Source organism: Sulfuricella sp. (assembly GCF_035531155.1).
Classification (GTDB): domain Bacteria; phylum Pseudomonadota; class Gammaproteobacteria; order Burkholderiales; family Sulfuricellaceae; genus Sulfuricella.
On the sequence record NZ_DATKTK010000008.1, the window covers coordinates 14,122 to 38,127 of the forward strand.

21 protein-coding genes and 1 pseudogene are annotated in these 24,006 nt (G+C 58.5%); 16 read left to right on the top strand and 6 right to left on the bottom strand.

The features are described from left to right. Positions 1-57: 57 nt before the first annotated feature. Positions 58-216 (top strand): annotated as a pseudogene (locus VMV64_RS02950) (phage integrase N-terminal SAM-like domain-containing protein); the annotation flags it as partial. A 66-nt stretch (positions 217-282) separates the two neighbouring features. Beyond that, the gene (gene thpR / locus VMV64_RS02955; protein WP_325328511.1) at positions 283-840 is read left to right on the top strand and encodes an RNA 2',3'-cyclic phosphodiesterase; all 558 of its coding nucleotides are present in this window, start codon (positions 283-285) and stop codon (positions 838-840) included. Here thpR and VMV64_RS02960 read toward each other — a convergent pair. Together VMV64_RS02960 and mnmH are read right to left on the bottom strand one after the other, a co-directional pair. Next, positions 835-1,275 (bottom strand): host attachment protein, encoded by a 441-nt coding sequence (locus tag VMV64_RS02960; protein ID WP_325328460.1) that lies wholly within the window; start codon positions 1,273-1,275, stop codon positions 835-837. The two genes, thpR and VMV64_RS02960, sit on opposite strands and share 6 nt — an antisense overlap. A gap of 80 nt (positions 1,276-1,355) precedes the next feature. Next, positions 1,356-2,438 (bottom strand): tRNA 2-selenouridine(34) synthase MnmH, encoded by a 1,083-nt coding sequence (mnmH, locus tag VMV64_RS02965; RefSeq protein ID WP_325328461.1) that lies wholly within the window; start codon positions 2,436-2,438, stop codon positions 1,356-1,358. Between the two features lie 54 nt (positions 2,439-2,492). On the opposite strand from mnmH, the gene selD reads away from it, so the two are divergent. Genes selD through VMV64_RS02980 form a run of 3 tightly spaced genes read left to right on the top strand, consistent with a single transcriptional unit; the run spans position 2,493 to position 5,128 of the window. After that, on the top strand, positions 2,493-3,536 hold the full coding sequence (selD, locus tag VMV64_RS02970) for a selenide, water dikinase SelD (protein ID WP_325328462.1): 1,044 nt from the start codon (positions 2,493-2,495) through the stop codon (positions 3,534-3,536). Positions 3,537-3,595: 59 nt separating this feature from the next. Further along, positions 3,596-4,279 (top strand): response regulator transcription factor, encoded by a 684-nt coding sequence (locus VMV64_RS02975; RefSeq protein WP_325328512.1) that lies wholly within the window; start codon positions 3,596-3,598, stop codon positions 4,277-4,279. A 9-nt stretch (positions 4,280-4,288) separates the two neighbouring features. Further along, positions 4,289-5,128, top strand: a complete 840-nt coding sequence (locus tag VMV64_RS02980) for a sensor histidine kinase (protein ID WP_325328513.1) — start codon at positions 4,289-4,291, stop codon at positions 5,126-5,128. On the opposite strand, the gene VMV64_RS02985 is transcribed toward VMV64_RS02980, so the two are convergent. Next, positions 5,055-5,672 carry an arylesterase gene (locus VMV64_RS02985; RefSeq protein ID WP_325328463.1) on the bottom strand — a complete coding sequence of 206 codons (618 nt, stop codon included), beginning with the start codon at positions 5,670-5,672 and terminating at the stop codon, positions 5,055-5,057. The genes VMV64_RS02980 and VMV64_RS02985 overlap by 74 nt on opposite strands. Here VMV64_RS02985 and VMV64_RS02990 point away from each other — a divergent pair. The 5 genes from VMV64_RS02990 to VMV64_RS03010 all read left to right on the top strand — a co-directional run bounded on the left by VMV64_RS02990 (position 5,671) and on the right by VMV64_RS03010 (position 10,890). Further along, positions 5,671-6,363 carry an ABC transporter ATP-binding protein gene (locus tag VMV64_RS02990; RefSeq protein WP_325328464.1) on the top strand — a complete coding sequence of 231 codons (693 nt, stop codon included), beginning with the start codon at positions 5,671-5,673 and terminating at the stop codon, positions 6,361-6,363. The genes VMV64_RS02985 and VMV64_RS02990 overlap by 2 nt on opposite strands. After that, a complete protein-coding gene (locus tag VMV64_RS02995; protein ID WP_325328465.1) occupies positions 6,360-8,852 on the top strand; it encodes an ABC transporter permease in 2,493 nt (830 codons plus the stop codon). The genes VMV64_RS02990 and VMV64_RS02995 overlap by 4 nt, the downstream gene beginning before the upstream one ends. 33 nt (positions 8,853-8,885) lie before the next feature. Further along, a complete protein-coding gene (purT, locus tag VMV64_RS03000; RefSeq protein WP_325328466.1) occupies positions 8,886-10,085 on the top strand; it encodes a formate-dependent phosphoribosylglycinamide formyltransferase in 1,200 nt (399 codons plus the stop codon). Positions 10,086-10,087: 2 nt separating this feature from the next. Further along, positions 10,088-10,468 carry a group II truncated hemoglobin gene (locus tag VMV64_RS03005; RefSeq protein WP_325328467.1) on the top strand — a complete coding sequence of 127 codons (381 nt, stop codon included), beginning with the start codon at positions 10,088-10,090 and terminating at the stop codon, positions 10,466-10,468. Between the two features lie 89 nt (positions 10,469-10,557). Continuing rightward, on the top strand, positions 10,558-10,890 hold the full coding sequence (locus VMV64_RS03010; RefSeq protein ID WP_325328468.1) for a glycine zipper domain-containing protein: 333 nt from the start codon (positions 10,558-10,560) through the stop codon (positions 10,888-10,890). 65 nt (positions 10,891-10,955) lie between these two features. Here the strand turns inward: VMV64_RS03010 and VMV64_RS03015 are convergent, their stop codons facing one another. Continuing rightward, on the bottom strand, positions 10,956-12,266 hold the full coding sequence (locus VMV64_RS03015) for a DEAD/DEAH box helicase (protein WP_325328469.1): 1,311 nt from the start codon (positions 12,264-12,266) through the stop codon (positions 10,956-10,958). Between the two features lie 283 nt (positions 12,267-12,549). On the opposite strand from VMV64_RS03015, the gene typA reads away from it, so the two are divergent. The 3 genes from typA to VMV64_RS03030 all read left to right on the top strand — a co-directional run bounded on the left by typA (position 12,550) and on the right by VMV64_RS03030 (position 18,192). Continuing rightward, entirely contained in the window at positions 12,550-14,361 is a 1,812-nt protein-coding gene (gene typA / locus VMV64_RS03020) for a translational GTPase TypA (protein ID WP_325328470.1), read from the top strand. A 154-nt stretch (positions 14,362-14,515) separates the two neighbouring features. Beyond that, positions 14,516-15,856: a DNA recombination protein RmuC gene (locus VMV64_RS03025; RefSeq protein ID WP_325328471.1), complete on the top strand. Its 1,341-nt coding sequence runs from the start codon at positions 14,516-14,518 to the stop codon at positions 15,854-15,856. A 2-nt stretch (positions 15,857-15,858) separates the two neighbouring features. Next, positions 15,859-18,192: an EAL domain-containing protein gene (locus tag VMV64_RS03030; RefSeq protein ID WP_325328472.1), complete on the top strand. Its 2,334-nt coding sequence runs from the start codon at positions 15,859-15,861 to the stop codon at positions 18,190-18,192. A 154-nt stretch (positions 18,193-18,346) separates the two neighbouring features. Here the strand turns inward: VMV64_RS03030 and VMV64_RS03035 are convergent, their stop codons facing one another. Then, complete coding sequence (locus VMV64_RS03035; protein WP_325328473.1) at positions 18,347-18,817, bottom strand: ankyrin repeat domain-containing protein; 471 nt, start codon at positions 18,815-18,817, stop codon at positions 18,347-18,349. A 91-nt stretch (positions 18,818-18,908) separates the two neighbouring features. Here VMV64_RS03035 and VMV64_RS03040 point away from each other — a divergent pair, with 91 nt between their 5' ends. Next, complete coding sequence (locus VMV64_RS03040) at positions 18,909-19,322, top strand: surface-adhesin E family protein (protein ID WP_325328474.1); 414 nt, start codon at positions 18,909-18,911, stop codon at positions 19,320-19,322. Positions 19,323-19,461: 139 nt separating this feature from the next. On the opposite strand, the gene VMV64_RS03045 is transcribed toward VMV64_RS03040, so the two are convergent. Next, a complete protein-coding gene (locus tag VMV64_RS03045; protein ID WP_325328475.1) occupies positions 19,462-22,926 on the bottom strand; it encodes a hypothetical protein in 3,465 nt (1,154 codons plus the stop codon). 139 nt (positions 22,927-23,065) lie between these two features. On the opposite strand from VMV64_RS03045, the gene VMV64_RS03050 reads away from it, so the two are divergent. Together VMV64_RS03050 and VMV64_RS03055 are read left to right on the top strand one after the other, a co-directional pair. Beyond that, the gene (locus VMV64_RS03050; RefSeq protein WP_325328476.1) at positions 23,066-23,233 is read left to right on the top strand and encodes a hypothetical protein; all 168 of its coding nucleotides are present in this window, start codon (positions 23,066-23,068) and stop codon (positions 23,231-23,233) included. 32 nt (positions 23,234-23,265) lie between these two features. Next, the gene (locus tag VMV64_RS03055) at positions 23,266-23,916 is read left to right on the top strand and encodes a UPF0149 family protein (protein ID WP_325328477.1); all 651 of its coding nucleotides are present in this window, start codon (positions 23,266-23,268) and stop codon (positions 23,914-23,916) included. The last annotated feature ends 90 nt before the right edge of the window (positions 23,917-24,006 follow it).

Consider the following 24,006-nt stretch of genomic DNA (forward strand, 5'->3'; position numbering starts at 1 on the left):
AACTCATAAAATATTTTAGAATAATTTTGTTCCCAACTTTTTTAGGACATCCTAAAAATGATTGATGCTGCCGTCTTATCTACTTCGCCGCGCTTGTTCGATAAGGTGCGCGGGAAAATTCGTTTAAAGCACTACAGTATCAGTACTGAACAGGCATATCTGAATTGGATTAAACAATTTATTTGTCATTTTTGCAAGCGCCATCCGAATGAGATGGGAGCTCGCGAAGAGGGAGCTCTTTTGACATGTTCCCTCTCTCCTAAATCTCTCCCCCTGGGAGAGATGGACGAGGTCTCGTTTCGAGAGTCTCATGTTGAGCCCACCACGGCGCGCCTGTTTTTCGCCCTCTGGCCCAGTGCGGTAGCCTCTGCCGGGCTGGCTGAGGCGGGGGAACGTCTGCATGGGGTTTGCGGAGGACGGCGTACGCGCGCGGAAACGATCCACCTGACCTTGGCGTTTCTCGGCGAGGTTGGGCCTGAGCGGATCGACGATCTGCTCGCACTCGCCGGGGAAATTCGGGCTCCCGCATTTTGCCTCAATCTGACGCGATTCGGCTGGTGGCCCCATAACCGGATCGTCTGGGCGGCGTCCGATGAAACGCCAGCGGAATTGATGCTGCTGGTCGATGCGTTGCGGGAGAAGCTGCATGGGGAGGGATTCCGCTTCGATACCAAGCCCTTCGTGCCTCATGTCACTCTGCTGCGTAAGGCCGACTGCAGGAACAAACCTCTCCCGGCCGGGGAGGTCGAATGGCGTGCCGATGATTTTGTCCTGGTCAGGTCGGTGCCGGGCGAGAGCGGGTCGGCCTACGAGGTGGTAGACCGCTGGCCGTTGTTATAGGTAGATGAATTTTTCCAGGTGGCCTGCCAGTTCCTTTTGCGTGGCCTTGGTGTAGTCCTTGTCCAGGCTTTCGCTGATCAGACTGTGCACCTGGGTGCTGAAGGTGTTGTTGAGCAGTCCGCGGAAGTGGGGCTCAGCGGTTACTATGAGGCGCTGATAGTGGTTGCCGGTGCGGCCATGCTCGATGTGGCGCGCGATTTCGCGGGCGAAAATTTCATGCTCGTGCTGCTTCGGATCGGTGGCCGGCTGGCGGGCGCCGTGGCCATTGCCGGCACTTTGCATGTGGCCGGAGCGGTCGGTCACCAGATCCGAGTTCTTTTTCCTGCTGTCGGGGTGGTCGAAAGCGGCGACCTTTTCCAGACCCTTGCTGATTCCCGTGTTGGCGTAGAGTTTTGCTTCACTGGCGTTTGCGACAAGAATCCAGGTTGTAGTCATATTGACCTCTTTTGGTGGATGAACAAGACCAAATTAAAGCGTACCACCTTATCGCATCGAGTCAAGGCATGGCCTTGATCTTACTCAAGCATTGCTTTCTTTGCGGCCTCGCGGAAGCTTTCCATGCTGATATCTGCAGGGTGAAGAATAAGGGCCTCGCTGAACTGAGTATAATGTTTCGCAGTGGATTTGTTGTAGGCAGGGTCGTAGTGTTTTGCCAGTAGTTCCCCGACCAGTTCGTCCCAGGCCCGTCCGGCGGAGAGCGCCTGCCATTTCTGGATCAAGCCCTTGCCGTGAATCCCGGTCAGGTGATCCAGTTTGTGGCAAAGCGCTTCCGGATTTTCGAGGAAATGGACGTATTCCTCCTTGAGCAACGCGATGCGTTGTTCCTGTGCCATTTCGACACGGACGCACTGGCCGTGTTGCCACATTTCCTCCAGCAAGGCGTCGGGCGCCCGAATATTGCCGATTTTTTTGCTTTCCGCTTCCACATACACCGGATGGTCAGGGTCGAATTTTTGTAGCGCTTCCCAGAGTCGGCTTTCGAACAGCTTTTGAGGCGGCTGGTCAGCGTCGGGCAGGCTGCCCAGGATCGAACCGCGGTGGGCAGCGAGTCCTTCCAGGTCCAGTACCTGTGCGCCCAACTCATCCAGCGCGGTCAGCAGGCGGCTTTTCCCGGAACCGGTAGGCCCACAGATGACCCGGTAGCGGAAGCGGCCGGGCAGGGTTTGCAGCGTTGCCAGTACCATGGTGCGGTAGGCTTTGTAGCCCCCTTTCAACTGCTGGGCGCGCCAGCCGATCTGGTTCAGGATGTGTGTCATCGCGCCGCTACGGCTGCCACCGCGCCAGCAGTAGACCAGGGGGCGCCAGTTTTTCGGCTTGTCGGAAAAATGCTGTTCCACATGGTCGGCGATGTTGCGCGCAACCAGCGCCGCGCCGATTTTCTTGGCATCGAAGGCCGAGGTCTGTTTGTAAATGGTACCGACCCGTGCGCGCTCCTCGTCATTCAGCACCGGAAAATTCACGGCGCCCGGGATATGGTCCTCGCGGAATTCGGAGGGCGAGCGTACATCGATGATGTCGTCAAATTGGGCCAACTGTGCTAGGGTTAAGGCCTCGGCTGCGACGGTGCGATGCCCGCGGTCATTGCTTGTGCAAATCATTTATGTGTCAGAGAAACCAAGTGTCAGTGAGTGAAGGGTGCGAAAGATTATAATATGGATGTCAAGTTAACAGAGTTCTCGCACGGCGGGGGCTGCGGCTGCAAAATTTCTCCGGCGGTTTTGAGCGAAATTCTCGCCACCATGCCGACGCGCGCTATCTTTCCCGATCTGCTGGTCGGGATCGAATCCAGCGACGATGCCGCGGTTTACCGCTTGAATGCGGAGCAGGCGATTGTCGCGACAACCGATTTCTTCATGCCGATTGTGGACGATCCGTTCGATTTCGGGCGCATCGCCGCCACCAATGCGATTTCAGATATCTATGCCATGGGCGCCCAGCCGATCATGGCGCTGGCTATCGTCGGCATGCCGATCGGCAAGCTGCCGGTCGAGGTGATCCGTGAAATCCTCAAGGGCGGCGAATCGGTGTGCGCAGCGGCGGGCATCCCGATCGGCGGCGGCCATTCGATCGATTCCGTCGAGCCGATTTATGGGCTGGTGGCGCTGGGCATTGTCCATCCCGACCGGGTCAAGCGTAACGACCAGGCCAGGGCGGGCGATGCGCTGATTCTCGGAAAAGGTCTCGGCATTGGTATCATGAGCGCGGCATTAAAGAAAGGCGAGCTGTCGGAGGAGGGCTATCGCCAGATGATCGCCAGCACCACCCAGCTCAACACGCCGGGGTCGGTGCTGGCCGCAATGCCGGGCGTGCATGGGTTGACCGATGTCACCGGCTTTGGATTACTGGGCCATCTGCTGGAAATCTGCCACGGCTCCAAGCTGGCCGCCGAGATCGAATTCGATCGTTTGCCGCTGCTGCCTGTCGCGCTGGATCTGGCGAAGCAAGGCTACGCACCCGGTGCGGCGGCGCGCAACTGGGCGAGCTATGGGCACGAAGTAGCACTGCCGGCGGCCATGCCGGAGTGGCAGAAGAATTTGCTGTGCGATCCGCAGACCAGCGGCGGGTTGCTGGTGGCCTGCGCCCAGGAGGATGTGGGTGGTGTTCTGGAAATCTTCAACCAGCAGGGTTTCGGCTACGCGAGTGTGATCGGCTCGTTGCGTGCCGGAAGGCCTTTTGTGTCATTAAAAAAATATTAAACAGATAGATAAAAATAAATGTTAATGTCAATTCTAGATAATCTGGCGGGTCGATTATGATGAAATTGCTGATTATTGAGGATGATGAGTCAGCGGCGAAGTCGCTCAGGAACGGGTTGGTGGAGGCGGGCTTTAGCGTTGACCTCGCCCACGACGGCGAGACCGGCTTGCAGCAGGCGCAGGACGGCGATCACGACCTGTGGGTCATCGATGTCATGTTGCCCGGGCGCGATGGGCTATCGGTTCTGAAGGCGCTGCGGGATCAGGGTAGAAGCACTCCAGCCCTGATCGTGAGTGCGCTGGGCGAAGTGGACGAGCGGGTGGAAGGCCTGCGTGCCGGCGGCGACGATTACGTAGTCAAGCCCTACGCCTTTGCCGAATTGCTGGCACGGATCGAAGCGCTGCTGCGCCGCTCGCGCAGCTTCGGCAGCGGTCCGGAAACCATGCTGGAACTGGCTGATCTGAAAATGGACTTGCTCAGCCGCAGCGTCACCCGCGCCGGCCAGGCAATCGATCTCCAGCCGCGCGAGTTTAGCCTGCTGGAATACCTGATGCGTCATGCCGGACAGGTGGTGACGCGCACCATGCTGCTGGAAAATGTCTGGGAATATTTCTTCGACCCTCAGACCAATGTCGTGGACGTCCACATCAGCCGGCTGCGTCAAAAAATCGACAAATCCTTTGCCACGCCCCTGCTGCACACCGTGCGGGGAAGCGGCTATATCCTGCGTCCGGAAGCATAAGTGGTCGGGATGTGGCTGTCAGTGGTTTTGCTGCTGGCCCTGCTTGGCGGGGTTGCCGGCTTCTGGTGGCTGCAGCGGCGGCGGCAGCAGCAGAAAGATGCCTTGCTGCGTCGTCAGCTGGTTGCGGTGACTCAAAGCACCCGGCAGACGGGTGACAATATCGCTCACGATTTAAGAACGCCACTGACGCGCTTGCGCGCCGATGTCGAAGCGGCATTGCGGCATGACGATGGCGAAATGCACCGCGCCGCGCTTGAAAGAGTGCTCGACGAAGTCCAGAATATGCAGAACATTGTCAATGCTCTGCTCACGCTTGGCCAAGCCGATGCGGGCGCCATGCGGGTGAGAAAAAAAGCGGTGGACCTGTCCGGGTTGCTGGAAGAGTTACTGGAACTTTACGTGCCTTCAGCGGAAGAACGCCAACTTACCCTGCAAGGGCGGATTGCTCCCAATCTTACCATCGAAGCCGACCGCCAGTTGCTGGCGCGGATTTTTAGCAACCTGCTCGACAATGAGCTCAAGTATGTCCCCGCAGGCGGTACCATTTTGCTGACGGCCCTTGCCAGAGAGAAGCATGTGGAAATCCGGGTGGAGGATGATGGCCCGGGCATTCCGGCGGAAATGCGCGATAAAATTTTCGAGCGTTTCGCCCGACTAGATCCGAGTCGAACCCTGTCCGGCGGAGCCGGTTTAGGGCTTTCTCTGGTCAAGGCTTTCGCGCAGCTGCTACAGGGCGAGATTTGCGTGGCGGAAAGCCGTTTGGGTGGGGCGGCATTTATCCTGACGTTGCCAGCATCGGCTGCAGAAGTTTCCAAACCCTTTCCACGATCAGCGGCTGGGCAGCGGTAGTGGGATGCAGGCCATCCGCCTGAAATAATTCCGGATTGTCGGCAAATCCTTCAAGCAAGAAGGGTAGAAATGAGATTTTATGACGCTGCGCCGCCTGCTGGTAGATTGCCTGGAACTTGGTGGTGTAGGCATTGCCATAATTGGGAGGAAGCCGCATCCCGATCAGCAGTACACGGGCTTTGCGGTTGCGACAGGCAGTAATGATGGCGTTAAGGTTGGATGCGGCGGCATCAAGCGGCAGCCCGCGTAGTCCGTCGTTCGCTCCCAGTTCCAGGATCACCACCGCTGGCCGGTGCTCGGCCAAAACCTGTTCGATTCTGTAACGGCCGCCGCTCGTGGTTTCGCCGCTGATGCTGGCGTTGACTACCCGGTAGCCTGGATTTTTCTGGTGAATCCGCCGCTCAAGGAGGGACACCCAGCCCCTGTCTGCAGGAATGCCGTAGGAGGCGGAAAGGCTGTCGCCGAAGACCAGAATGACCGGCGCGGCTTGCGCGGCGACACCCCAGAGCAGGAAACAGACCATCAGCAGCAGGCGCTTAAACATGAATGCATCCCCTAAAAATTTTATTGTGCAGGCAATTGCGCTAACCAAGCAAGTGACAAGCGAGGGGGCGCCGCTGATCATCCTCGACCAGCTCGATTTCTCGGCGTCGCCGGGCGAATCGGTTGCCGTGCTGGGCGCTTCCGGTTCGGGAAAATCCACTTTGCTCGGCTTGCTGGCTGGTTTGGATGTGCCAACCGGCGGCAAGGTTCTGCTTGATGGCACCGATCTGTTTGCGCTCGATGAGGATGGGCGGGCGGCCTTGCGCGGACGCATGGTCGGCTTCGTGTTCCAGTCTTTTCAACTCCTGCCGGCGCTGACTGCGCTGGAAAACGTGATGCTGCCACTGGAACTTGCCGGGGTGAATGGTGCTCGCGTCGAAGCGGGTGTTGCACTGGAGCGGGTCGGGCTGGCGCAGAGGGCTTCCCATTATCCGCGTCAGCTCTCTGGCGGCGAGCAGCAGCGCGTGGCGATCGCCCGCGCTTTCGCGGTTAACCCGCGCCTGTTGCTGGCCGACGAGCCGACCGGCAACCTCGACAGCTCGACCGGTGAGCGCATCATCGACCTGCTTTTTCGGTTGAACGAGGAACACGGCACCACGCTGATCCTGGTGACCCACGACGAGCGGCTGGCGCAACGCTGCCAGCGACGTTTGCACCTTGATCGAGGCGTTCTCGTTCCGGAACAGGCATGAACAACTTTGTCCTTTCTCTGCGTATGCTGCGCCGCGAGTGGCGTGCCGGGGAGCTGCGGGTGCTGGCTGCTGCACTGGTGATTGCAGTGGCCAGCGTCACTTCGGTCGGTTTTTTTACCGACCGCGTCGGACGGGCGCTGGCGCAGCAGGCAAATATGCTGTTAGGTGCAGATCTGGCGCTGATCTCGGACCATCCGCTGGATGTGGGTTTTGAGCGCGAGGCGTTGCGGCGTGGTCTGCGGACGGCTCGCACCCTGAGTTTTCCCAGCATGGTGCTGCATGGGGAGCGCGCACAACTGGCGGAAATCAAGGCGGTCAGCCGCAACTATCCGCTGCGCGGGCGGCTGCGGGTGGCGCAGCCGCCCTTCTCCCCAGATCGCGCCAGCAGCGGGATTCCGGAAGTGGGTACGGCATGGCTGGACAAGCGCCTGTTCAACCAGCTGGATGCGGGTGCCAGCGCAGGCATGGAGGTAGGGGCAAGTCATCTGGCCGTGTCTGCCGTGCTGACCCAGGAGCCTGATCGTACTGGCGTCCTGTTCAATATTGCGCCGCGGCTGCTGATGAATATTGAGGATATCCCGGCGACCGGGTTGATCCAGGAAGGCAGCCGCGTCAGTTATCGTCTGTTGATTGCGGGAGAGGTCGGCAGGGTTGAACTTTTCCGCGCCTGGGCTGCTGCACGGCTGAAGCGGGGTGAACGTCTGGAAGGCGTATCGGACGCTCGCCCGGAAATCCGCGCTGCGCTGGCGCGGGCAGAGCATTTCCTCGGCCTGGCTGCACTCACCAGCATTATTCTGGCAGCGGTGGCGGTGATCATGGCGACACGCAGATTCATGACCCGTCATCTCGACAACTGCGCCGTGATGCGCTGCCTGGGTGCCCAGCAGCGGCTGATTTTCCGTCTTTACCTGATCCAGTTTCTCCTGCTCGGCATGCTGGCCAGCCTGATCGGCTGTCTGCTCGGTTATATCGGGCAGATGGTGCTGGCGCAGCGGTTGGGCAGCATGGTTGCCGTCGAGCTGCCCCTGCCGTCGATGCTGCCGGCCGTACAGGGAATTCTGACTGGCATGGTGACGCTGTTGGGGTTTTCACTGCCTTTTTTGCAGCAACTGAAGCATGTCCCCGCCCTGCGCGTGTTGCGCCGCGAGCTCGGCCCTCCCGGACGCTTCGGCTTGATCGGCTTTGCCCTGGGGCTTGCCGGTATTTCCGGGCTGGTGCTGTGGCAGGCCGGGGATATCAGGCTGGGCAGTTATGCGCTGGCGGGCTTGTTTGCAGCCACCCTGGTCGCCGCACTGCTGGCGCTGTTGATGATCAGGGCATTGTCCGGGATACGCCTTCAGGCCTCCGTGTCATGGCGCTATGGGCTGGCCAACATTGCACGGCGGGCGGGTGGAAGTGTGGCGCAGGTGAGTGCTTTCAGCCTGGGAATGCTGATGTTGCTGCTGCTGACCGTGGTGCGCGGCGATCTGATGCAAAGCTGGCAATCCACCCTGCCTGCCGAGGCGCCCAACCGTTTCGTGATCAACATTCAGCCTGATCAGGTTCTGTTGCTACGGGGTTTTTTCCATGACCGCCACATTCCTCCGCCGGTGCTCTACCCGATGGTGCGTGGCCGGTTGCTGGCGGTCAACGGCAAGTCGGTGGCCACCGAGGAATATCCCGATGAGCGCGCGCAACGGCTGGTTGAGCGGGAGTTCAACCTTTCCTGGTCGGATCGCTTGCCTGATGAAAATCAGGTTGTCGCCGGAAAATGGTGGGCTAGGGAAGATCTTGGCGCGGCTCAACTGTCGGTCGAGGAGGGGATCGCCACTACGCTCGGCATCAAGCTGGGAGACAGCTTGAGTTACAGTGTCGGTGGCGCGACTTTCAGTGCACGCGTGGCGAGTCTGCGCAAAGTCAACTGGGATTCGTTTCGCGTCAATTTCTTCGTGATCGCCTCGCCCGGTGTGCTGGAAAAATTTCCCGCCAGCTATATCACCAGCTTCCATTTGCCTGATGCGCAGGGTGGCCTGCTCGACGAAATGGTCAAGGTGTTTCCGAATTTGACGGTGATCGACGTGGCTGCCGTCATGAATGAAGTGCGCACCATCATGGATCGGGTTGCCGGCGCGGTAGAGTTCGTTTTTCTGTTCACCTGGCTGATGGGCTTCACGGTACTGTATGCCGCGATCGCCGCCACCCGCGACGAGCGGGTTTACGAGACCGCGATATTGCGCACTCTGGGAGCGAGCAGGCGGCAGTTGTTGGCTGGCCTGTTTGCCGAGTTTGCCGGGATCGGCATGCTGGCTGGGCTGGTCGCCGCGCTCGGCGCGAGCGGAACGAGCTACTTCCTGAGCACCCGTATTCTCGCATTGCCCTATGTGTTCAACGTCTGGCTGCTGCCGGTGGGGATGCTGGCCGGAGCCGCCGCTATCGGCATCGCCGGCATCGCCGGTTGCTACAGCGTGCTGAACCACCCACCTTTGCAGACGATCAGGGATAGCAGCTAGAATTCGTCTTTTACTTTATCTGTAGGAAACACCATGAAATTCGGCACCCCGTTGAGCCCCAGCGCTACGCGCGTCATGCTGCTCGGCAGCGGCGAACTCGGCAAGGAAGTGATCATCGCCTTGCAGCGCCTCGGCGTGGAAGTAATCGCGGTGGATCGCTATGCGAATGCGCCCGGCCATCAGGTGGCGCACCGCGCTCACGTCATCAACATGGCCGATGGCGCCGCGCTGCGTGCCTTGGTCGAGCAGGAAAAGCCGCACCTGATCGTGCCCGAGATCGAAGCCATTGCCACCGACATGCTGGTGGCAATCGAGCGCGATGGGCTGGCCGAGGTGATTCCCACCGCACGTGCCGCGCAGCTGACCATGAACCGCGAAGGCATCCGCCGCCTGGCGGCAGAAACGCTGCAACTGCCGGTTTCGCCCTATGCCTTCGCCGATAGCTTGGTGGAGCTTCAGGCGGCAATCGATGCCGGGATCGGCTATCCCTGCATCGTCAAACCGGTGATGTCCTCCTCCGGCAAGGGCCAGTCCCGACTGGAAGGCCCTGCCGATGTCAAAGCGGCATGGGATTATGCCGCCAGCGGCAGCCGGGTGAACCAGGGGCGGGTGATCGTCGAGGGTTTCATCGATTTCGAGTACGAAATCACGCTGCTCACCGTGCGCGCGGTGGGTGCTTCGGGTCAAGTGGAAACCTTTTTCTGCGAGCCAATCGGCCACGTCCAGGTCAAGGGCGATTACGTCGAAAGCTGGCAGCCGCAACCGATGAGCGACGCAGCGCTGTCCCGTTCGCGCGAAATCGCCAGGGCGGTGACGGATAACCTGGGCGGACGCGGCATTTTCGGTGTGGAATTGTTCGTCAAGGGCGACCAGGTGTGGTTTTCCGAAGTCAGCCCGCGCCCCCACGATACCGGCATGGTAACGATGTGCAGCCAGATCCAGAGCGAATTCGACCTTCATGCCCGCGCCATCCTCGGCCTGCCGGTGAATGTTTCCCTGCGCGCACCCGGTGCCAGCGCAGTGATCTATGGGGGCATGGACGCTACTGGCATTGCCTTTGAAGGCGTGGCGGAAGCTTTGACCGTGCCGCAGAGCGACCTGCGCCTGTTCGGCAAGCCGGAAAGCTTTACCCGCCGCCGCATGGGCGTAGGGCTCGCCAACGGCAAGGACGTGGATGAGGCACGTGGCCGGGCCAAGCTCGTGGCGAGCAAAGTCAGGCCGGTGAGAGGCTAGGCATGCAGACACATTACGAAAGAATCGGCGGCGAGGAAGTGGTGCGCAAACTGGTCGACCGCTTCTACGACTTGATGGACCAGCAGCAGGATCTCCAGGGCATCCGCGAACTGCATGCAAAGAGCCTGAAAGCCTCGCGTGAGAAGCTGTTTCTCTTTCTATCCGGCTGGCTCGGCGGACCGCAGCTGTATGTCGATAAATACGGCCACCCGCGCCTGCGCCAGCGCCACCTGCCATTCGTCATCGGCGAATCGGAGCGCGACCAGTGGATGAACTGCATGATTCAGGCGATGCAGGATGTTGGGCTGGAAGAGGGTCTGCGCGAAGAACTGAAGCGCGCCTTCTGGAAAACGGCTGATTTCATGCGCAACAAGGAGGGTTGAGTTCTTCAAATAGATTACATAAACGTAATCTGGCCTTCTCCGGCAACTATCTATAATCCGATCTGTGATATTTGACGGAGGGATAAGAAATGAAAATTTTGATGGTGCTAGTCTTGGGCGTGCTGGTTGTTTCCGCTGCAACTGCGAAAGCGGGTATGGATGGCGAGGCGATTCTCGGCGGAGCGCTTGGCGGCGGCGCAGGAGCTGCGGTAGGTTCGGCCATGGGTGGCCGTGATGGCGCAATTATCGGCGGCGCCGTTGGCGGTGCGGCGGGTGCTGCCATGGCAACGTCTGATCGCAGACGTGAAACTGTGAGGGTGAGAAAGGAAGTCGTGTATGTCCAGGATGACCATGATCATCACGACAATGGCCGGCATCTCGGTCACTACAAGGACAAAAACAAGCACGGCCGCCACGATTAAGACGGGATAGATGAAAAAAAAGGCGCTCAATCGAGCGCCTTTTTTCATGGTGTTACCAGACAGGATTACCTGCCGCGACTGACGGGACGTCCAGTTCCGGTAGCGCTCTTGTTCGGGCCGCCGCGCCCTGCATAGCCTTCGCGATTGCCGTTGGGGCGACCTTCATAGCCGGGACGACGGTCATTGTTGCCGAATCCTGGACGCTTGCTAGAAGGGCTAGGCGCGCTGGAGCGCATCGGCCGTTTCGCCTCGAAGCCGGGAACGACGTGCGGGGTGATGGCGTGGCCGGTGAAGCGCTCGATCTTCTTCAGGTTCATCACATCCTTGCCGGAGGCGAAGGATACCGCGATTCCCTGGCTGCCTGCACGGCCGGTGCGGCCGATGCGGTGGACGTAGTCCTCGGCGAACTTGGGCAGGTCGAAGTTGATCACGTGGCTGATGCCGGCCACGTCAAGTCCGCGCGCCGCCACGTCGGTGGCGACCAGTACTTTGATAGCGCCGCTGCGCATGCGGGTGAGGGTGCGGTTGCGCGCGCCCTGGTTCATGTCGCCATGCAGTGCCGCAGCCTGATGGCCCTGTGCGAACAAGTCTTCAGCCAGCATGTCGGCGTCGCGTTTGGTGGAAGTAAATACGATGGCCTGTTTGACATCGACGTCGGTCAGCAGATGCTGCAACAGACGGTTTTTGTGGGCCATGTCGTCGACGATGTGCAGACGCTGCTCGATATTCTCGTGCTTGGCCTGCTGCGCTGCCATCTGGATGCGCTTGGGATCTTTCAGCAGGCGCTTCGCCAGGGTTGCGATGGTGCCTTCCAGCGTGGCCGAGAAGAGCAGGGTCTGGCGGCTGGCTGGGGTAGCAGCGGCGATTTTCTCGACGTCGTCGATGAAGCCCATGTCCAGCATGCGGTCGGCTTCGTCCAGGATCAGCATTTCCAGACGCGAGAAATCGATGCGGCCACGATCGAGATGGTCGATCAGGCGGCCAGGCGTGGCGACGAGGATGTCCACAGGCTGCGACAGCAGCTTGTTTTGCAGCGGGTAGGGCATGCCGCCGAGGATGCTGACGGTTTTAACGCGCAGGAATTTGCTGTACTTGCGCGCTGCGTCGTTAACCTGGTTTGCCAGCTCGCGTGTCGGTGTCAGCACCAGTACACGCGGGCCTTTGCTTTTGCTCAGGGAGGGCTCGGTCAGACGCTGCAGTGCGGGCAGGATAAAGGCAGCGGTCTTGCCGGTGCCGGTTTGTGCCGAAGCCATCAGGTCGTGGCCGGCGAGGACTTCGGGAATGGCTTCTGCCTGGATCGGGGTGGGGCTGGTATAGCCGCTCTCGGCGATCGCTTGCAGGATGGAGGGATGCAGATTCAGTTTTTCAAAAGACACGTGTATTTCCTTAAATTTAAGGTAAAAATAACGCGCAGCAGGGAATAAGCAGGGCTGACCCGATCATTAAAGGGCCAATACCAAACACCACGCGGCGCTAAAACATCGTCGCTAACCGGGGTGTGATCGAATTTCAGAGAATCTGAAAAAGAAGGGTCAGGAGCGATGAACCAAGGCTGAAAGATATTACTTCAGCCAAGCGGCGCATTATACGGAGATTTTCCAGAAAAGCCAGATATTTATGCTACAATCGCTGACTTTTTTACATAGCAGGAATCATTACATGTCACGCGCCCAACGCAATATTGCAATCATCGCCCACGTCGACCACGGCAAGACCACGCTGGTGGACAAGCTGCTGCACCAAGCCGGCACCTTCGCCTCGCACCAGCATATCGCCGAACGGGTGATGGACAGCAACGATCAGGAAAAGGAGCGTGGCATTACCATTCTCGCCAAGAACACTTCTGTGGAATATGAAGGTGTCCACATCAATATCGTGGATACCCCCGGGCACGCGGATTTCGGCGGTGAGGTGGAACGGGTGCTGGGCATGGTCGACGGCGTGTTGCTGCTGGTGGACGCAGTGGAAGGCCCGATGCCGCAAACCCGGTTCGTGACCAAGAAGGCGCTTGCGCTGGGCCTCAAGCCGATAGTCGTGGTGAACAAGATCGATCGTCCCGGCGCTCGTCCTGACTGGGTCGTCAACCAGACCTTCGAACTGTTCGACAAGCTGGGTGCAACCGAAGATCAGCTCGATTTCCCCGTCGTGTATGCCTCCGCGATCAACGGCTACGCCATGTTGGAGTTGGGCCAGACTTGCAACCATATGCGCGCCCTGTTCGATACTGTTCTAAAGCATGTGGAGCCGCCGAAGGGAGATCCGGATGCTCCACTGCAGCTACAGATTGCCGCACTGGACTATTCCAGCTTCGTCGGTCGCATCGGCATTGGCCGCATTGCCAACGGCCGCATCAAGCCGGGCCAACAGGTGGTCGTGATGAATGGGCCGGAGGGCACCCCGAAAAATGCCAAGATCAACCAGGTGATGGGATTCCATGGCCTGGAACGGGTGCAACTGGATGAAGCGCAGGCCGGGGATATCATCCTGATTACCGGAATTGAAGAAGTGGGCATCGGCGTCACCATCTGCGACAAGGAAAACCCTCAGGCGCTGCCGCTGCTGCTGGTGGATGAACCGACTCTGAACATGAACTTCCGGGTTAACACTTCGCCGCTGGCCGGCACCGAGGGCAAGTTCGTCACCAGCCGCCAACTGCGCGACCGGTTGCAGAAGGAGCTGTTGATCAACGTGGCATTGAAGGTTGAAGAGACCGAGGATGCCGACTCGTTTATCGTTTCCGGACGCGGCGAGCTGCATCTGACGGTGCTGCTGGAAAACATGCGCCGCGAAGGTTATGAGCTGGCCGTGGGCAAGCCGCGCGTGGTGATGAAGGAAATCAACGGCGTCAAGTGCGAGCCCTATGAGGCGCTTACGCTCGACGTGGAGGATGCGAATCAAGGCGCGGTGATGGAGGAACTGGGCCGCCGCCGCGGCGATCTGCAGGACATGCAACCCGACGGCCATGGCCGGGTGCGTCTGGAGTACCGCATTCCCGCGCGTGGCCTGATCGGCTTCCAAGGCGAATTCATGACCCTGACCCGCGGTACCGGCGTGATGTCGCACGTGTTCGACGAGTATGCCGAAGTCAGGGCCGACATTCCCGGTCGCCGCAACGGCGTGCTGGTCAGCCAGGATAACGGCGAGGCCGTAGCCTACGCCCTGTGGAAACTGGAAGATCGCGGCAAAATGTTCGTGAGCCCCGGCGACAAACTGTACGAAGGCATGGTTATCGGCATACACAGTCGCGACAATGATCTGGTAGTGAACCCGATCAAGGGCAAGCAACTGACCAACGTACGTTCTTCCGGCACCGACGAGGCAGTACGCCTGACCACGCCGATCAAGATGACGCTGGAATCCGCAGTGGAGTTTATCGACGATGACGAACTGGTGGAAATCACTCCCAAGTCGATCCGCATCCGCAAGCGCTTCCTGCTGGAGCATGAGCGCAAGAGGTCTGCTCGGTCCTAACGGCATAGCTTCTTAAGAATCCCCCGCTTCTCCGATCTTCAAATCGGGAAGCGGGGGATTTTTCATTTGGCGGTTTGGCTATCCCGACCTCGGCCGGGTAACGGCGCCATCGGCGATGCGTTATAATCGCCCTTCCATTTATTTAGAAAAAACCATGCCCGAAATCCTGATCGGAATCCTGCTGTCGTTTATCCTGGCCGCCGCTTTGTGGCTGGGGTTCAGATTCAGCGGGCTGGTCCGCCGTCAGAATGAACTGCCGGCCCTGGTGGCGCAAATCATGGAGGAGAAGCACCGTGCCATGCTGTCCGACCTGCACGAGGGGCTGGCCAGGCAGGGCGACCGCATGAATTCGGCTGCAGCGGAAAATGCCGAGCGTTTGCGCGGATCGATCTCTCAGGAACTTCAGTTAAACCGTGATGCACTGGAAAAATTGCAACTGTCTCAGAGCACGAGTCTTGCCCAGACCCGCGAAGCGATGCTGGCGCAGTCTGCAGAGCAGGTGCGCGCCAACCAGGAACTGATTCAGTCCACCCTGCGCAATACCACCCAACAGCTGACTACCGCCATTGAGTCCCTGACCAAGTCGGTGGATGGCCGCCTCGAGCAGATTAGCGGCAAAGTGACGGAGCGGCTGGACGAGGGGTTCAAGAAAACCAACGAGACCTTCGCCAACGTCATGGCACGGCTGGCGACTATCGACGAGGCGCAGAAGAAGATCGATGGACTCACCACCAACATGGTGAGCCTGCAGGAACTGCTTGGCGACAAGCGTTCGCGCGGCGCCTTCGGCGAGGTTCAGCTGGAGGCGTTGGTGCGCAACATTCTGCCGCCTTCTTCATACGCCTTCCAGCAAACCCTGAGCAATGGCAACCGCGTGGATTGCCTGTTGATGCTGCCCGAGCCGACGGGTAATGTCGCTGTCGATTCCAAGTTCCCGCTGGAAAACTATCACCGCATGTTCGCCGCCGAGCTTTCCGAGGGCGACCGTGCCCAGGCGCTGAAGCAGTTCAAGTCGGACGTAAAAAAGCACGTCGATGCGATTAGCGAAAAATATATTATTCCCGATGAAACCAGCGATGGCGCGGTGATGTTCGTGCCGGCCGAGGCGGTGTTTGCAGAGATTCACGGCCACCATCAGGACGACGTGGTGGATTACGCGATGCAGAAGCGCGTGTGGATTGTTTCGCCGACCACCATGATGGCGATTCTGAACACCGCGCGGGCCGTGATCAAGGATGTGGAAACCCGCAAGCAGGTGCACATCATCAAGGATGCGCTGAGCAAGCTGGGCAAGGAGTTTTCCCGCTTCGACACGCGCATGAAAAAGCTGGCGGATCATATCCGGCTGGCCCATGAGGATGCCGAGGAAGTGCATGTCACCAGCCAGAAAATCAGCCGCCGTTTCGCCCAGATCGAGCATGTGCAGCTGGATGAATCGGGCGTGCCGGTATTGGAAGTTCTGAGCGACGTTCCAAGCATCGGCGAGGATTCCTGAGTTTGCTGAAGAGTTCGAAAACCCTCATCCTTGCCAGCTTTGGCCTAGTGCTGCTGCTCATGGCGGGACTGACTGCCATCGGCCTGACACGCGTCACGGCGCTGCACGAGCGGATGGAGGTTTTAAGCGAGGAGCATGACGCCAAGATCGGTCTCGTGTTCGAGATGGTGACGGCCGCCCGAGAACGTGCCATCAGCCTGCACCGTCTGGCGCTGCTGACCGATCCGTTCGAGTGGGACGAGGAGATGTTGCATTTCGGCAGGCTGGCGGCGAACTTCATCCAGGCGCGTGACAAGCTGGTTGCGCTGGGCCTTAACCCAGAGGAAAAACGCGTCTTATCTCAATCGCTCGAACTGGCCAAGCATGGAGAGCGGCTGCAGGTAAAAGTGGCAGGATTGTTCCAGCAGGGGAATGTCGCCGAAGCCAAGCGTTTTCTGCTCAACGAGGTGATCCCCACGCAGAGAGTGGTGATCGGGCAGCTTGCCGCGCTCACGGATTTGCAGCAGGAGCAGGAGCGCAAGGCCACAGCCGAAGCGGCTTCCTCTTATCGCAGCGGGCTCCTATTGATGGGTTTGCTCGGACTTGTCGCCGTCGCGCTGGGTGCCATGATTGCCTTGTACGTGATGCGGCGCACGGTACTGACGGAACAGGCGCTCTTCCAGGAGAAGGAACGCGCCCAGGTCACGCTGGATTCGATCGGCGACGGCGTAATCACCACCGATGATGAAGGCAAGGTGGTTTATTTCAATCCGGTCGCCGAGCAGCTCACCGGTTGGAAGCTGGAAGAAGTGCAAGGGCTGGCCCTGCGCTGGGCGTTCAACGTGGTCGATGCTTTCACGCGCAAGCAAATCGACCATCCCGCCTTCGATGGCTCGGTCGAGGGCGCGACGGTCAATGTTTACGAGAACGTGCTGCTGGTTAACAACGACGGGCGCGATTTCGACATCGAAAGCTCAGTTGCGCCGATTCGCAACCAGGCGGGGGAGTCGATCGGTTCGGTGCTGGTGTTTCGCGATGTCACCCAAGCGCGAGAACTGGCCAAGCAACTGGCTTGGCAGGCAGCCCATGACCAGCTGACCAGCTTGATCAACCGGCGCGAATTCGATCTCCGGCTCACCCGGCTGCTCGACAGCACAAAATCGGGCGGCGACCAGCACGCCCTGCTGTACATGGATCTCGACCAGTTCAAGGTGGTGAACGACACCGCCGGCCATGCCGCCGGGGATGAAATGTTGCGCCAGCTGGCCGATAAGTTGCGGTCGCAAATCCATGGCGGCGACACCTTGGCCAGGCTGGGCGGAGATGAATTCGGCGTCTTGCTGGAACATCGCACCCTGGACGAGGCTCTGAAAGTGGCCAATACGTTGCGCAAGATCGTGCAGAATTTTCGTTTTACCTGCGAAGACCGAACGTTCGAAGTGGGCGTCAGCATCGGCTTGGCGCCGATTACCGCGCACAGCGGCAGCCCGGCGAACTTGATGAGTTGCGCCGATGCGGCATGCTATGCCGCCAAGGACAATGGCCGCAATCGCGTCAATGTGTACAGCCCGGAAGACATCGATTTGATGCAGCGCCAGAGCGAGATGCGCTGGGTCACGGATATTTCCAAAGCATTCGAAGAGCAGCGCTTTCGACTATATTTCCAGCCTATCCTCCCGCTGAGCGAGGAGCAGGAGGATGGGCACTACTGCGAGATTCTGCTACGCATGATCGATGTGAACGGCGAGGTGATCTCGCCGGGGACCTTTATGCCTGCTGCCGAACGTTACGGCCTGATGCCGGTGATCGACCGCTGGGTGATACGCACCCTGTTCGCCACTGTATCGGAGAGCTTGGGCCGTGCGGCAGGATCGAACCCGCCGCGCATCTGCTCGATCAACCTTTCCGGCGCGAGCCTGAACGATGAGTATTTCCCCGAATTCCTGCGCGACCAGATCAGCCGCTACCGAATTCCCCCCACGGCGCTGTGCTTCGAGATCACCGAAACCGTGGCGATTTCAAATCTTGAACGCGTGCGCCGGTTCATGCAGGAATTGAAACAGGCCGGTTGCCGGTTTTCCCTGGATGATTTCGGCAGCGGGATGTCGTCGTTCGCCTATCTCAAGGACTTGCCGGTGGACTACCTGAAGATTGACGGCATGTTCGTCAAGAATATGGTCCAAAACCCCATCGACCTGGCCATGGTCGAGGCGATTAACCGCATCGGCCACGTGATGGGCATCCAGACCATTGCCGAATTCGTGGAAGACGAGGAGACCCTGGAAAAATTGCGCATCCTCGGGGTGAATTATGCGCAGGGGTACTGGGTCGGCATGCCCGCCCCCTTGGAACTTTAGTAGTCAGCCACGCGGAAGCGCGAGGATGGCAGGGTATCCATCGGAGCACCCTGCATTCCTTTCGTTTTGCGCTCGCCATGGACCCGTGTGGGCATCGCGAGTTGCTGGACAAGGGCGGAGCAGCAGGAGAAGCCAGCCGAGGCCGGCCAGTAGCTTATTTCTTTTTGGCCGGTTGCGGGTTTTTCAGCATCCACACTGCCAGAACCCCTTCGATTTCACTGCTCAGGGAATGGTGGGCCTTGTCGCGCGGGGTTTCGTTCTTGAAGTCCATGGCGTAGGCGTCGGCGCCCTTGCTCAGGAAAAATTCCACCAGTTCTTTCTTCCCGGTGAAAGCGGCAATATGCAGCGGCGTCGTGCCGTTGTTGTCCTTGGCGTTGATATCGGCACCCTTGGCCAGCAGCAGTTTGGCGATTTCTGGATTGGAACGGGTGGCGGCGATGTGCAGCGGCGTGGAACCGAGTTCGGTGCGTGCGTTGACGAGACTCTTGTTGGCGGCAAGCATTTTTTCCACTTCCTGTACGGTGCCGGAGCGGGCGGCTTCGAAAATCGTACCGGCCGCGTGGGAATTTCCTATTACGCTCAGCAGAAAAATGGCGACACCGATGATTTTATGGCTTTTGTTCATTGCTGGATTCCTTTGGATTCGTTATCTGGATGGTGTTTGGTATGATGGGAGCGATGGCAAGTCTAATGTGAATCGATGGAGGAGTAAATTGATGCAAAAAGTTTTAAGGCATTGCGCCGGCGTTGTCGTTCTGGGACTCGCCGCCAGTTTTTCCGTCCAGGCGGCGGAATGGGTGCAGGCATCCCAAATCAGCGACAATTTCCGTGAGGTGGACAAAAGCAGCATCCGGGGCAACAAGCCACAGCTGACATTCACCAGTCGACACGTGATCAATGATGAAAAAGAACTCAAGATCGGGCGCCAGGTTGTGAAGTATTTAGTGATGGAGCAGCGGGTCGATTGCGCCAAACGCACTACCGTCGTGCTTTCGAGCGAAGCGCAACGCGCGGATATGAGCGTGATCGCCCGCCAGAAGCTGGTCGGTCAGGAGGAGATCCCTGTTCTGGAAGGCAGTGTGGATGAAGATGTCCTGAAATTCGTGTGCGCAGCCGCTTCGGGCGGCTAGTAGTCAGTCAACATGAAATATCACCATCGTAGGTCGGGCTGAAGCACGACCTACGTTCCGGAAATTCAACGCAGCTATTTTATTGTCAGGCTGGTCAATTTTGGAGTGGCCACCAGTACGTTGCGGCACAATGACGAATCTATACTATTGACTGCACCGGACGTAACGGGTCGGCACCGATAGTGCCGCTCAGGCTTTGCAGGTATGCCGTGCTCTTTACCCACTCCAGCTTGGTCTTGGCGCCTTCGAGCCGTTCCTGGATGTCAAGCCGCTCAGCCAGGTCCTGGTGGCTGGTGCGGTGGGCGAAGGTGTCTAGGTAGGCGATATGGCGTTCCCAAAGACGGATGTCCCGTATTTGCTTCGTCTTTAGTCGTTCCTGGTACCAATCCGAAGCGAATAATGCTTCACGGGTAAACAAGGCCCGGATAGCCGGGTCATGCACGTCTTTGCCCTCATAATGACCCTTGGCCATGATGTGGAGCAGGGCCTTGAGCGGCGGGCAGGCATCTTCCACGCTGCCGTCCTCCAGATAGCAGACGGCCACGTTTTGCTGCGCTTCGACGATATTTTCCACGCCATCCACGAATACCGCCATATCCTGGGTTTCCGGCCGCAGGATTTGCTCACCGAATACCGCACGGGGCGCATCGAACATTTTGCCCATGAAGCCGTGTACGAAGCGTTCCGTGATGCGATAGCCGAGGCGGCTTGCCTGAATCAGGCGGCCCTGATACTGGAAATCCGACACCTTTTCCATGTAGCCGTTTTCGATCAGGAAGCGCGGGTCCCGTTCCTGTGGCTTCAGGCGCGACCAGATTTCCGGCACGAGCAGACTGATGTCGTGATCGATGCGGAGATTCGGGCCGATATAACCTGCAGCGGTGGAATAGCCGGCGTAACCCGTAAGGATGAAGGACACCAGCGTATTGTTGAGATCCACAGTGGGCCGGAGGGCGTTGAACGGTCCTTTGGTAAGCGCACCTTCGCTGCCTGCACCGGTCGTGGACGGCGATTTGCCGGTGAGGCTGCAGATGAAGTCCATGAACAGCTCGGGCAGTTCCTGGTAGTGAATTGGGTTGTACACTGCAAGGGGGCGGATGCCGGGTTCCGGCGGGTTGTTGCGACGGCCCACCAGCACTGCGTTAACGGGTTCGATGACGGGGGTGCCCAAAGGAACCCGGCGGTTGAATCTGGCGCCGATTTCTGCCACGTAGCGCCTTACCGGGTTGGCGAGATCGGGCCGCAGTTGCAGGTAACGGGGATTCTTGCTCGGCTTGCCGTCCACCAGGCGCGGATGTGCGGAGGACACCACATATTCATGGGCTTCATGGGCCTCGCGAAGAATCTTGCGCATGGGCTCGGTGTACAAGTCGAACCCCACCACGTCATCGATAATTTTCGTCAATGCATCGCCATGGAGCGGCTCGAAATTCGCCAGAAAATTGTCGCGCTGAGCCATGTCCAGCTCGGTCTGACGATCGAATCCGCGATGAACCGCCTCGTCCGGACGCTGGAACAGGCGATACTCGCAGTTACGGACGAGCTTGACGGAAGGGTCGTCACTTTTCGGCGAGAGATTGGGCAGGGATGCAGCGGGAACGACAACCGAGGCGCTGATGTCGTCCTCCATCTGTACCTTGTCGGCAGCGATGAAATCCTGACGTAACTTGAACACGCGCCACGCCCCGTTTTCGGCAAAACCTATCCGTAAATAAGAACCGACCAGCTTTCTTTCGCCGAGTTTGAGTTCATGGCCAGGATGGCCGTTAACGAAATCCGTCGACAGATAGTTGCGCCAGTCGTCGCCCCATTCCGGGCGATACATGCGCTTGATGATGAATACCAGCGCTAAAATGCGGTCAGGAATTTCTTCCAGCCAGGCGTTGTATTCTTCGGTGTGGGAGGGGGAGGGGGTGAGCACTTTGATCACCGACCCCAAGCTGCGTTCGGCGCTGAGCAACGAACGGGCTGGATCCCGGTCCTCATGCTCGAATCCCGGCTTGAAGCGGCTGGCGTAATCTTTCTTGATGATTTTTTCGACCTGGATGAGGTCCTTCTCCAGATCGGCCACGAACAGCGGGCCGTAGATCACCGCATCGTTCAGCGACTTGGAAATCTCCGACTTTCCTCCGCCCGACACGGTGCAGGGCTTGTGGCAGAAGGTGCCTTCCGGATCCGTGCCCACCAAACGCCATGATGGCGCACCCGGATGCTTCTGCATCTCGACCTTGTAGCCGTTGGGCTGTACGTAGATATGGCCCGGACGCAGCTTGATGGTCTGGGCTGCGCCATCCTTCACCCAGCTGATGGTTTGAGCGGGAAGATCCATGCGCAGATCCTGTGGCACGTAAATGACTTCCGGATGCTGCTTGTCGATCCCATAGCCTTCCGGCTGTACGGTCATCAAGTCGCCGTAGTGGGTCACGATCTCTTCGAAGCTGTAACCCGGTACGCGGGTAATGCTGTCCACGCCGAATTCTTCGCCGTGGTTGTGCCGTGGGAACGCCAGGGCACCGCCCGCATGCTCCTCTTCAGCCAGCCCGAAAAGGTTGGTGGCATAGCTGATCTGGGTCTTGACCTCTTTCTTGCAGTATCCGAAGTAATTGTCGGCCAGAATGGTGACGATCACACCTCGCTCGTCGCGCGCGGTGATCTTGAACGCGGAGCCCTCGTTGTACAGTTCGCTTTCATCGAGCCAGCACATGCCATCTGCCTGTTGGCGAGGCGTTGCCGCGTCCCGGTGGGGTAGCCCCAGCTCTTTCTTGGTGAACCGGGTCAGGTGGGGGGCCAGAATCACGCAGCCGGTGTGTCCGGACCAGTGATCCACGTCCAAACCGACATCGTTCGATGCCAGGACAGGGTTGCCGCCATTGCCGAAGATGCTTTCCACAAAATCCAGATTGCTCACCAGGCTGCCGGGCGCGAAGAAACGAATCTCCATGATCTTTTCCGGCTCGCGGCCCGGAATTTCGGGGCAGATTACCGGGCGCAGCAGCAGCGAAACGAACATCGCCGCTTCCTGAGGCTGACCAGCGGTGAACGGCAAGTGCAGCAGATGCTCCGGCGGGGTGAATGCCTCACGCAGCAGGCGTGCAAAAGTGACCTTGGGAACCGCTTTCTTGTCGCCGGGGATAGGCAGACCGCCCTCGGCTACATGGAACAAGCCCTTGGTCGTGCGACGGTCGCTCACCGGGTTGTGCAACACGCCGTTGTGGATGCGATAACTGCTGACATAATCGCCCTTGAACTCATTTTTGCTCACCGGCAGGGAAAGCTCCCTCGCCACGCCATGGCGATCGAGTATCAGCGTGTTTTCAGGCAGCCGGGGTACAGCGCCATCTGCGGCATCGGCAAGATAATCGTCAAGGAAAGTCTGGATACGCTGATCGGGAGGGCAGAGATAACCGCTCAACAAGCGGGATTTTTCCCGGTAGCTTTTCAGAAGATCGTGCGCAACTGCCAGGAAATCGCCACTTCCGCCATCCAGGCAGGGAGGCTGTCCCGACGAGGACAACTTCAGGTTGATGTATAGCTGAAGGCGTTTGCGGGTTTCTTGTGGGTCTTCAGAACCGTCGCCCAGCCCAAGAAATTGATTCAGGTCCATAATGCGCTTTACCTTGTACGTGCACCCGCACTTGAGAAAAAAAGAGTATTTTACCCTGAAATGAGTAAATTTGAGATGGCTGACTGGCGGAAACCCGCAAATTGCAACGGTGATGAACTCGCGCTTGAGGATGGAGTCCATGTCCTCAAATCTAGGGGGCACATCTTCCGGAGAGTGGATTTTGCCTGATATGAAAGGGTTTTCCGGTATAACATTGCACCGCGCACCGGCAATTGGTGCAGCCCTTGATTCAGTCAAAACGCAACAAAAAGCTTATCCAACAGAACATAAAGGTTATTCATGCTGACAAATGCGCTATCGAAGCAGGAGCTATCGAGATTGGAAGAATGGCTGGCCTCGCCCATTTTTAATGGCAAGGCCATGAGCCTGGATAAATTACAGGGCTTTCTTTGCGCCGTTATCAGCGCACCGGACACCATCCCGCCGAGCCAATGGATGCCGGAAGTGTTCAAGAGCGAACCGGCACACGAATCGGTGGAGCAGGCTCAGGAGTTCATGACGCTGATGATGCGTTTCTATAATGGCATGGCCGCAGAACTCGGCGGAAATCAGCCGATTGAATTTATCCTGAAACCCCGCTCGGGCACTGACCAGCGGCCTGATTACCAAACATGGTGCGAGGGCTACATTCTGGGGTGGGGGCTTTCCGCGGAGGAATGGTTGAGTCCGGGAAACGAACCTCTGAAGAAGCTGACTTTTCCTCTTTTGCTTTTGTCCGGCGCTTTTAAGGAAGAATCTGAAAGGAGGGGGAAGGAATACCTGCCTGATGATGAATATGCGAAATTGCAGCAAGAATGTGCTGACTTACTTCCCAAGGTTGTTGCGGATATATACCACTATTGGCATTTCAGGATGAAGCCTGTACCCACCAAGCGGGAAACGCCGAAAGTCGGGCGCAATGAGACTTGTCCATGTGGGAGCGGTCTGAAATTCAAGCAGTGCTGCGGCAAAGAAAGAACGCTGCACTAAAATCAAGCAGGAAATCGAAAAATCCGAAATCGCAATATGATTCGGCTGCAAGCGCCACAAAATGAAAAAGCCCCGCATCGCTGCGAGGCT

Coding starts and splice junctions, on each gene's coding strand:
- VMV64_RS02980 (WP_325328513.1), top strand. CDS start 4,289: ATGTGGCTGTCAGTGGTTTTGCTGCTGGCCCTGCTTGGCGGGGTTGCC.
- typA (WP_325328470.1), top strand. CDS start 12,550: ATGTCACGCGCCCAACGCAATATTGCAATCATCGCCCACGTCGACCAC.
- VMV64_RS03025 (WP_325328471.1), top strand. CDS start 14,516: ATGCCCGAAATCCTGATCGGAATCCTGCTGTCGTTTATCCTGGCCGCC.
- mnmH (WP_325328461.1), bottom strand. CDS start 2,438: ATGATTTGCACAAGCAATGACCGCGGGCATCGCACCGTCGCAGCCGAG.
- thpR (WP_325328511.1), top strand. CDS start 283: ATGGACGAGGTCTCGTTTCGAGAGTCTCATGTTGAGCCCACCACGGCG.
- purT (WP_325328466.1), top strand. CDS start 8,886: ATGAAATTCGGCACCCCGTTGAGCCCCAGCGCTACGCGCGTCATGCTG.
- VMV64_RS03050 (WP_325328476.1), top strand. CDS start 23,066: ATGTCCTCAAATCTAGGGGGCACATCTTCCGGAGAGTGGATTTTGCCT.
- VMV64_RS03010 (WP_325328468.1), top strand. CDS start 10,558: ATGAAAATTTTGATGGTGCTAGTCTTGGGCGTGCTGGTTGTTTCCGCT.
- VMV64_RS02990 (WP_325328464.1), top strand. CDS start 5,671: ATGAATGCATCCCCTAAAAATTTTATTGTGCAGGCAATTGCGCTAACC.
- VMV64_RS02985 (WP_325328463.1), bottom strand. CDS start 5,672: ATGTTTAAGCGCCTGCTGCTGATGGTCTGTTTCCTGCTCTGGGGTGTC.
- VMV64_RS03040 (WP_325328474.1), top strand. CDS start 18,909: ATGCAAAAAGTTTTAAGGCATTGCGCCGGCGTTGTCGTTCTGGGACTC.
- VMV64_RS03005 (WP_325328467.1), top strand. CDS start 10,088: ATGCAGACACATTACGAAAGAATCGGCGGCGAGGAAGTGGTGCGCAAA.
- VMV64_RS02995 (WP_325328465.1), top strand. CDS start 6,360: ATGAACAACTTTGTCCTTTCTCTGCGTATGCTGCGCCGCGAGTGGCGT.
- VMV64_RS02975 (WP_325328512.1), top strand. CDS start 3,596: ATGAAATTGCTGATTATTGAGGATGATGAGTCAGCGGCGAAGTCGCTC.
- VMV64_RS02960 (WP_325328460.1), bottom strand. CDS start 1,275: ATGACTACAACCTGGATTCTTGTCGCAAACGCCAGTGAAGCAAAACTC.
- VMV64_RS03035 (WP_325328473.1), bottom strand. CDS start 18,817: ATGAACAAAAGCCATAAAATCATCGGTGTCGCCATTTTTCTGCTGAGC.
- VMV64_RS03045 (WP_325328475.1), bottom strand. CDS start 22,926: ATGGACCTGAATCAATTTCTTGGGCTGGGCGACGGTTCTGAAGACCCA.
- selD (WP_325328462.1), top strand. CDS start 2,493: ATGGATGTCAAGTTAACAGAGTTCTCGCACGGCGGGGGCTGCGGCTGC.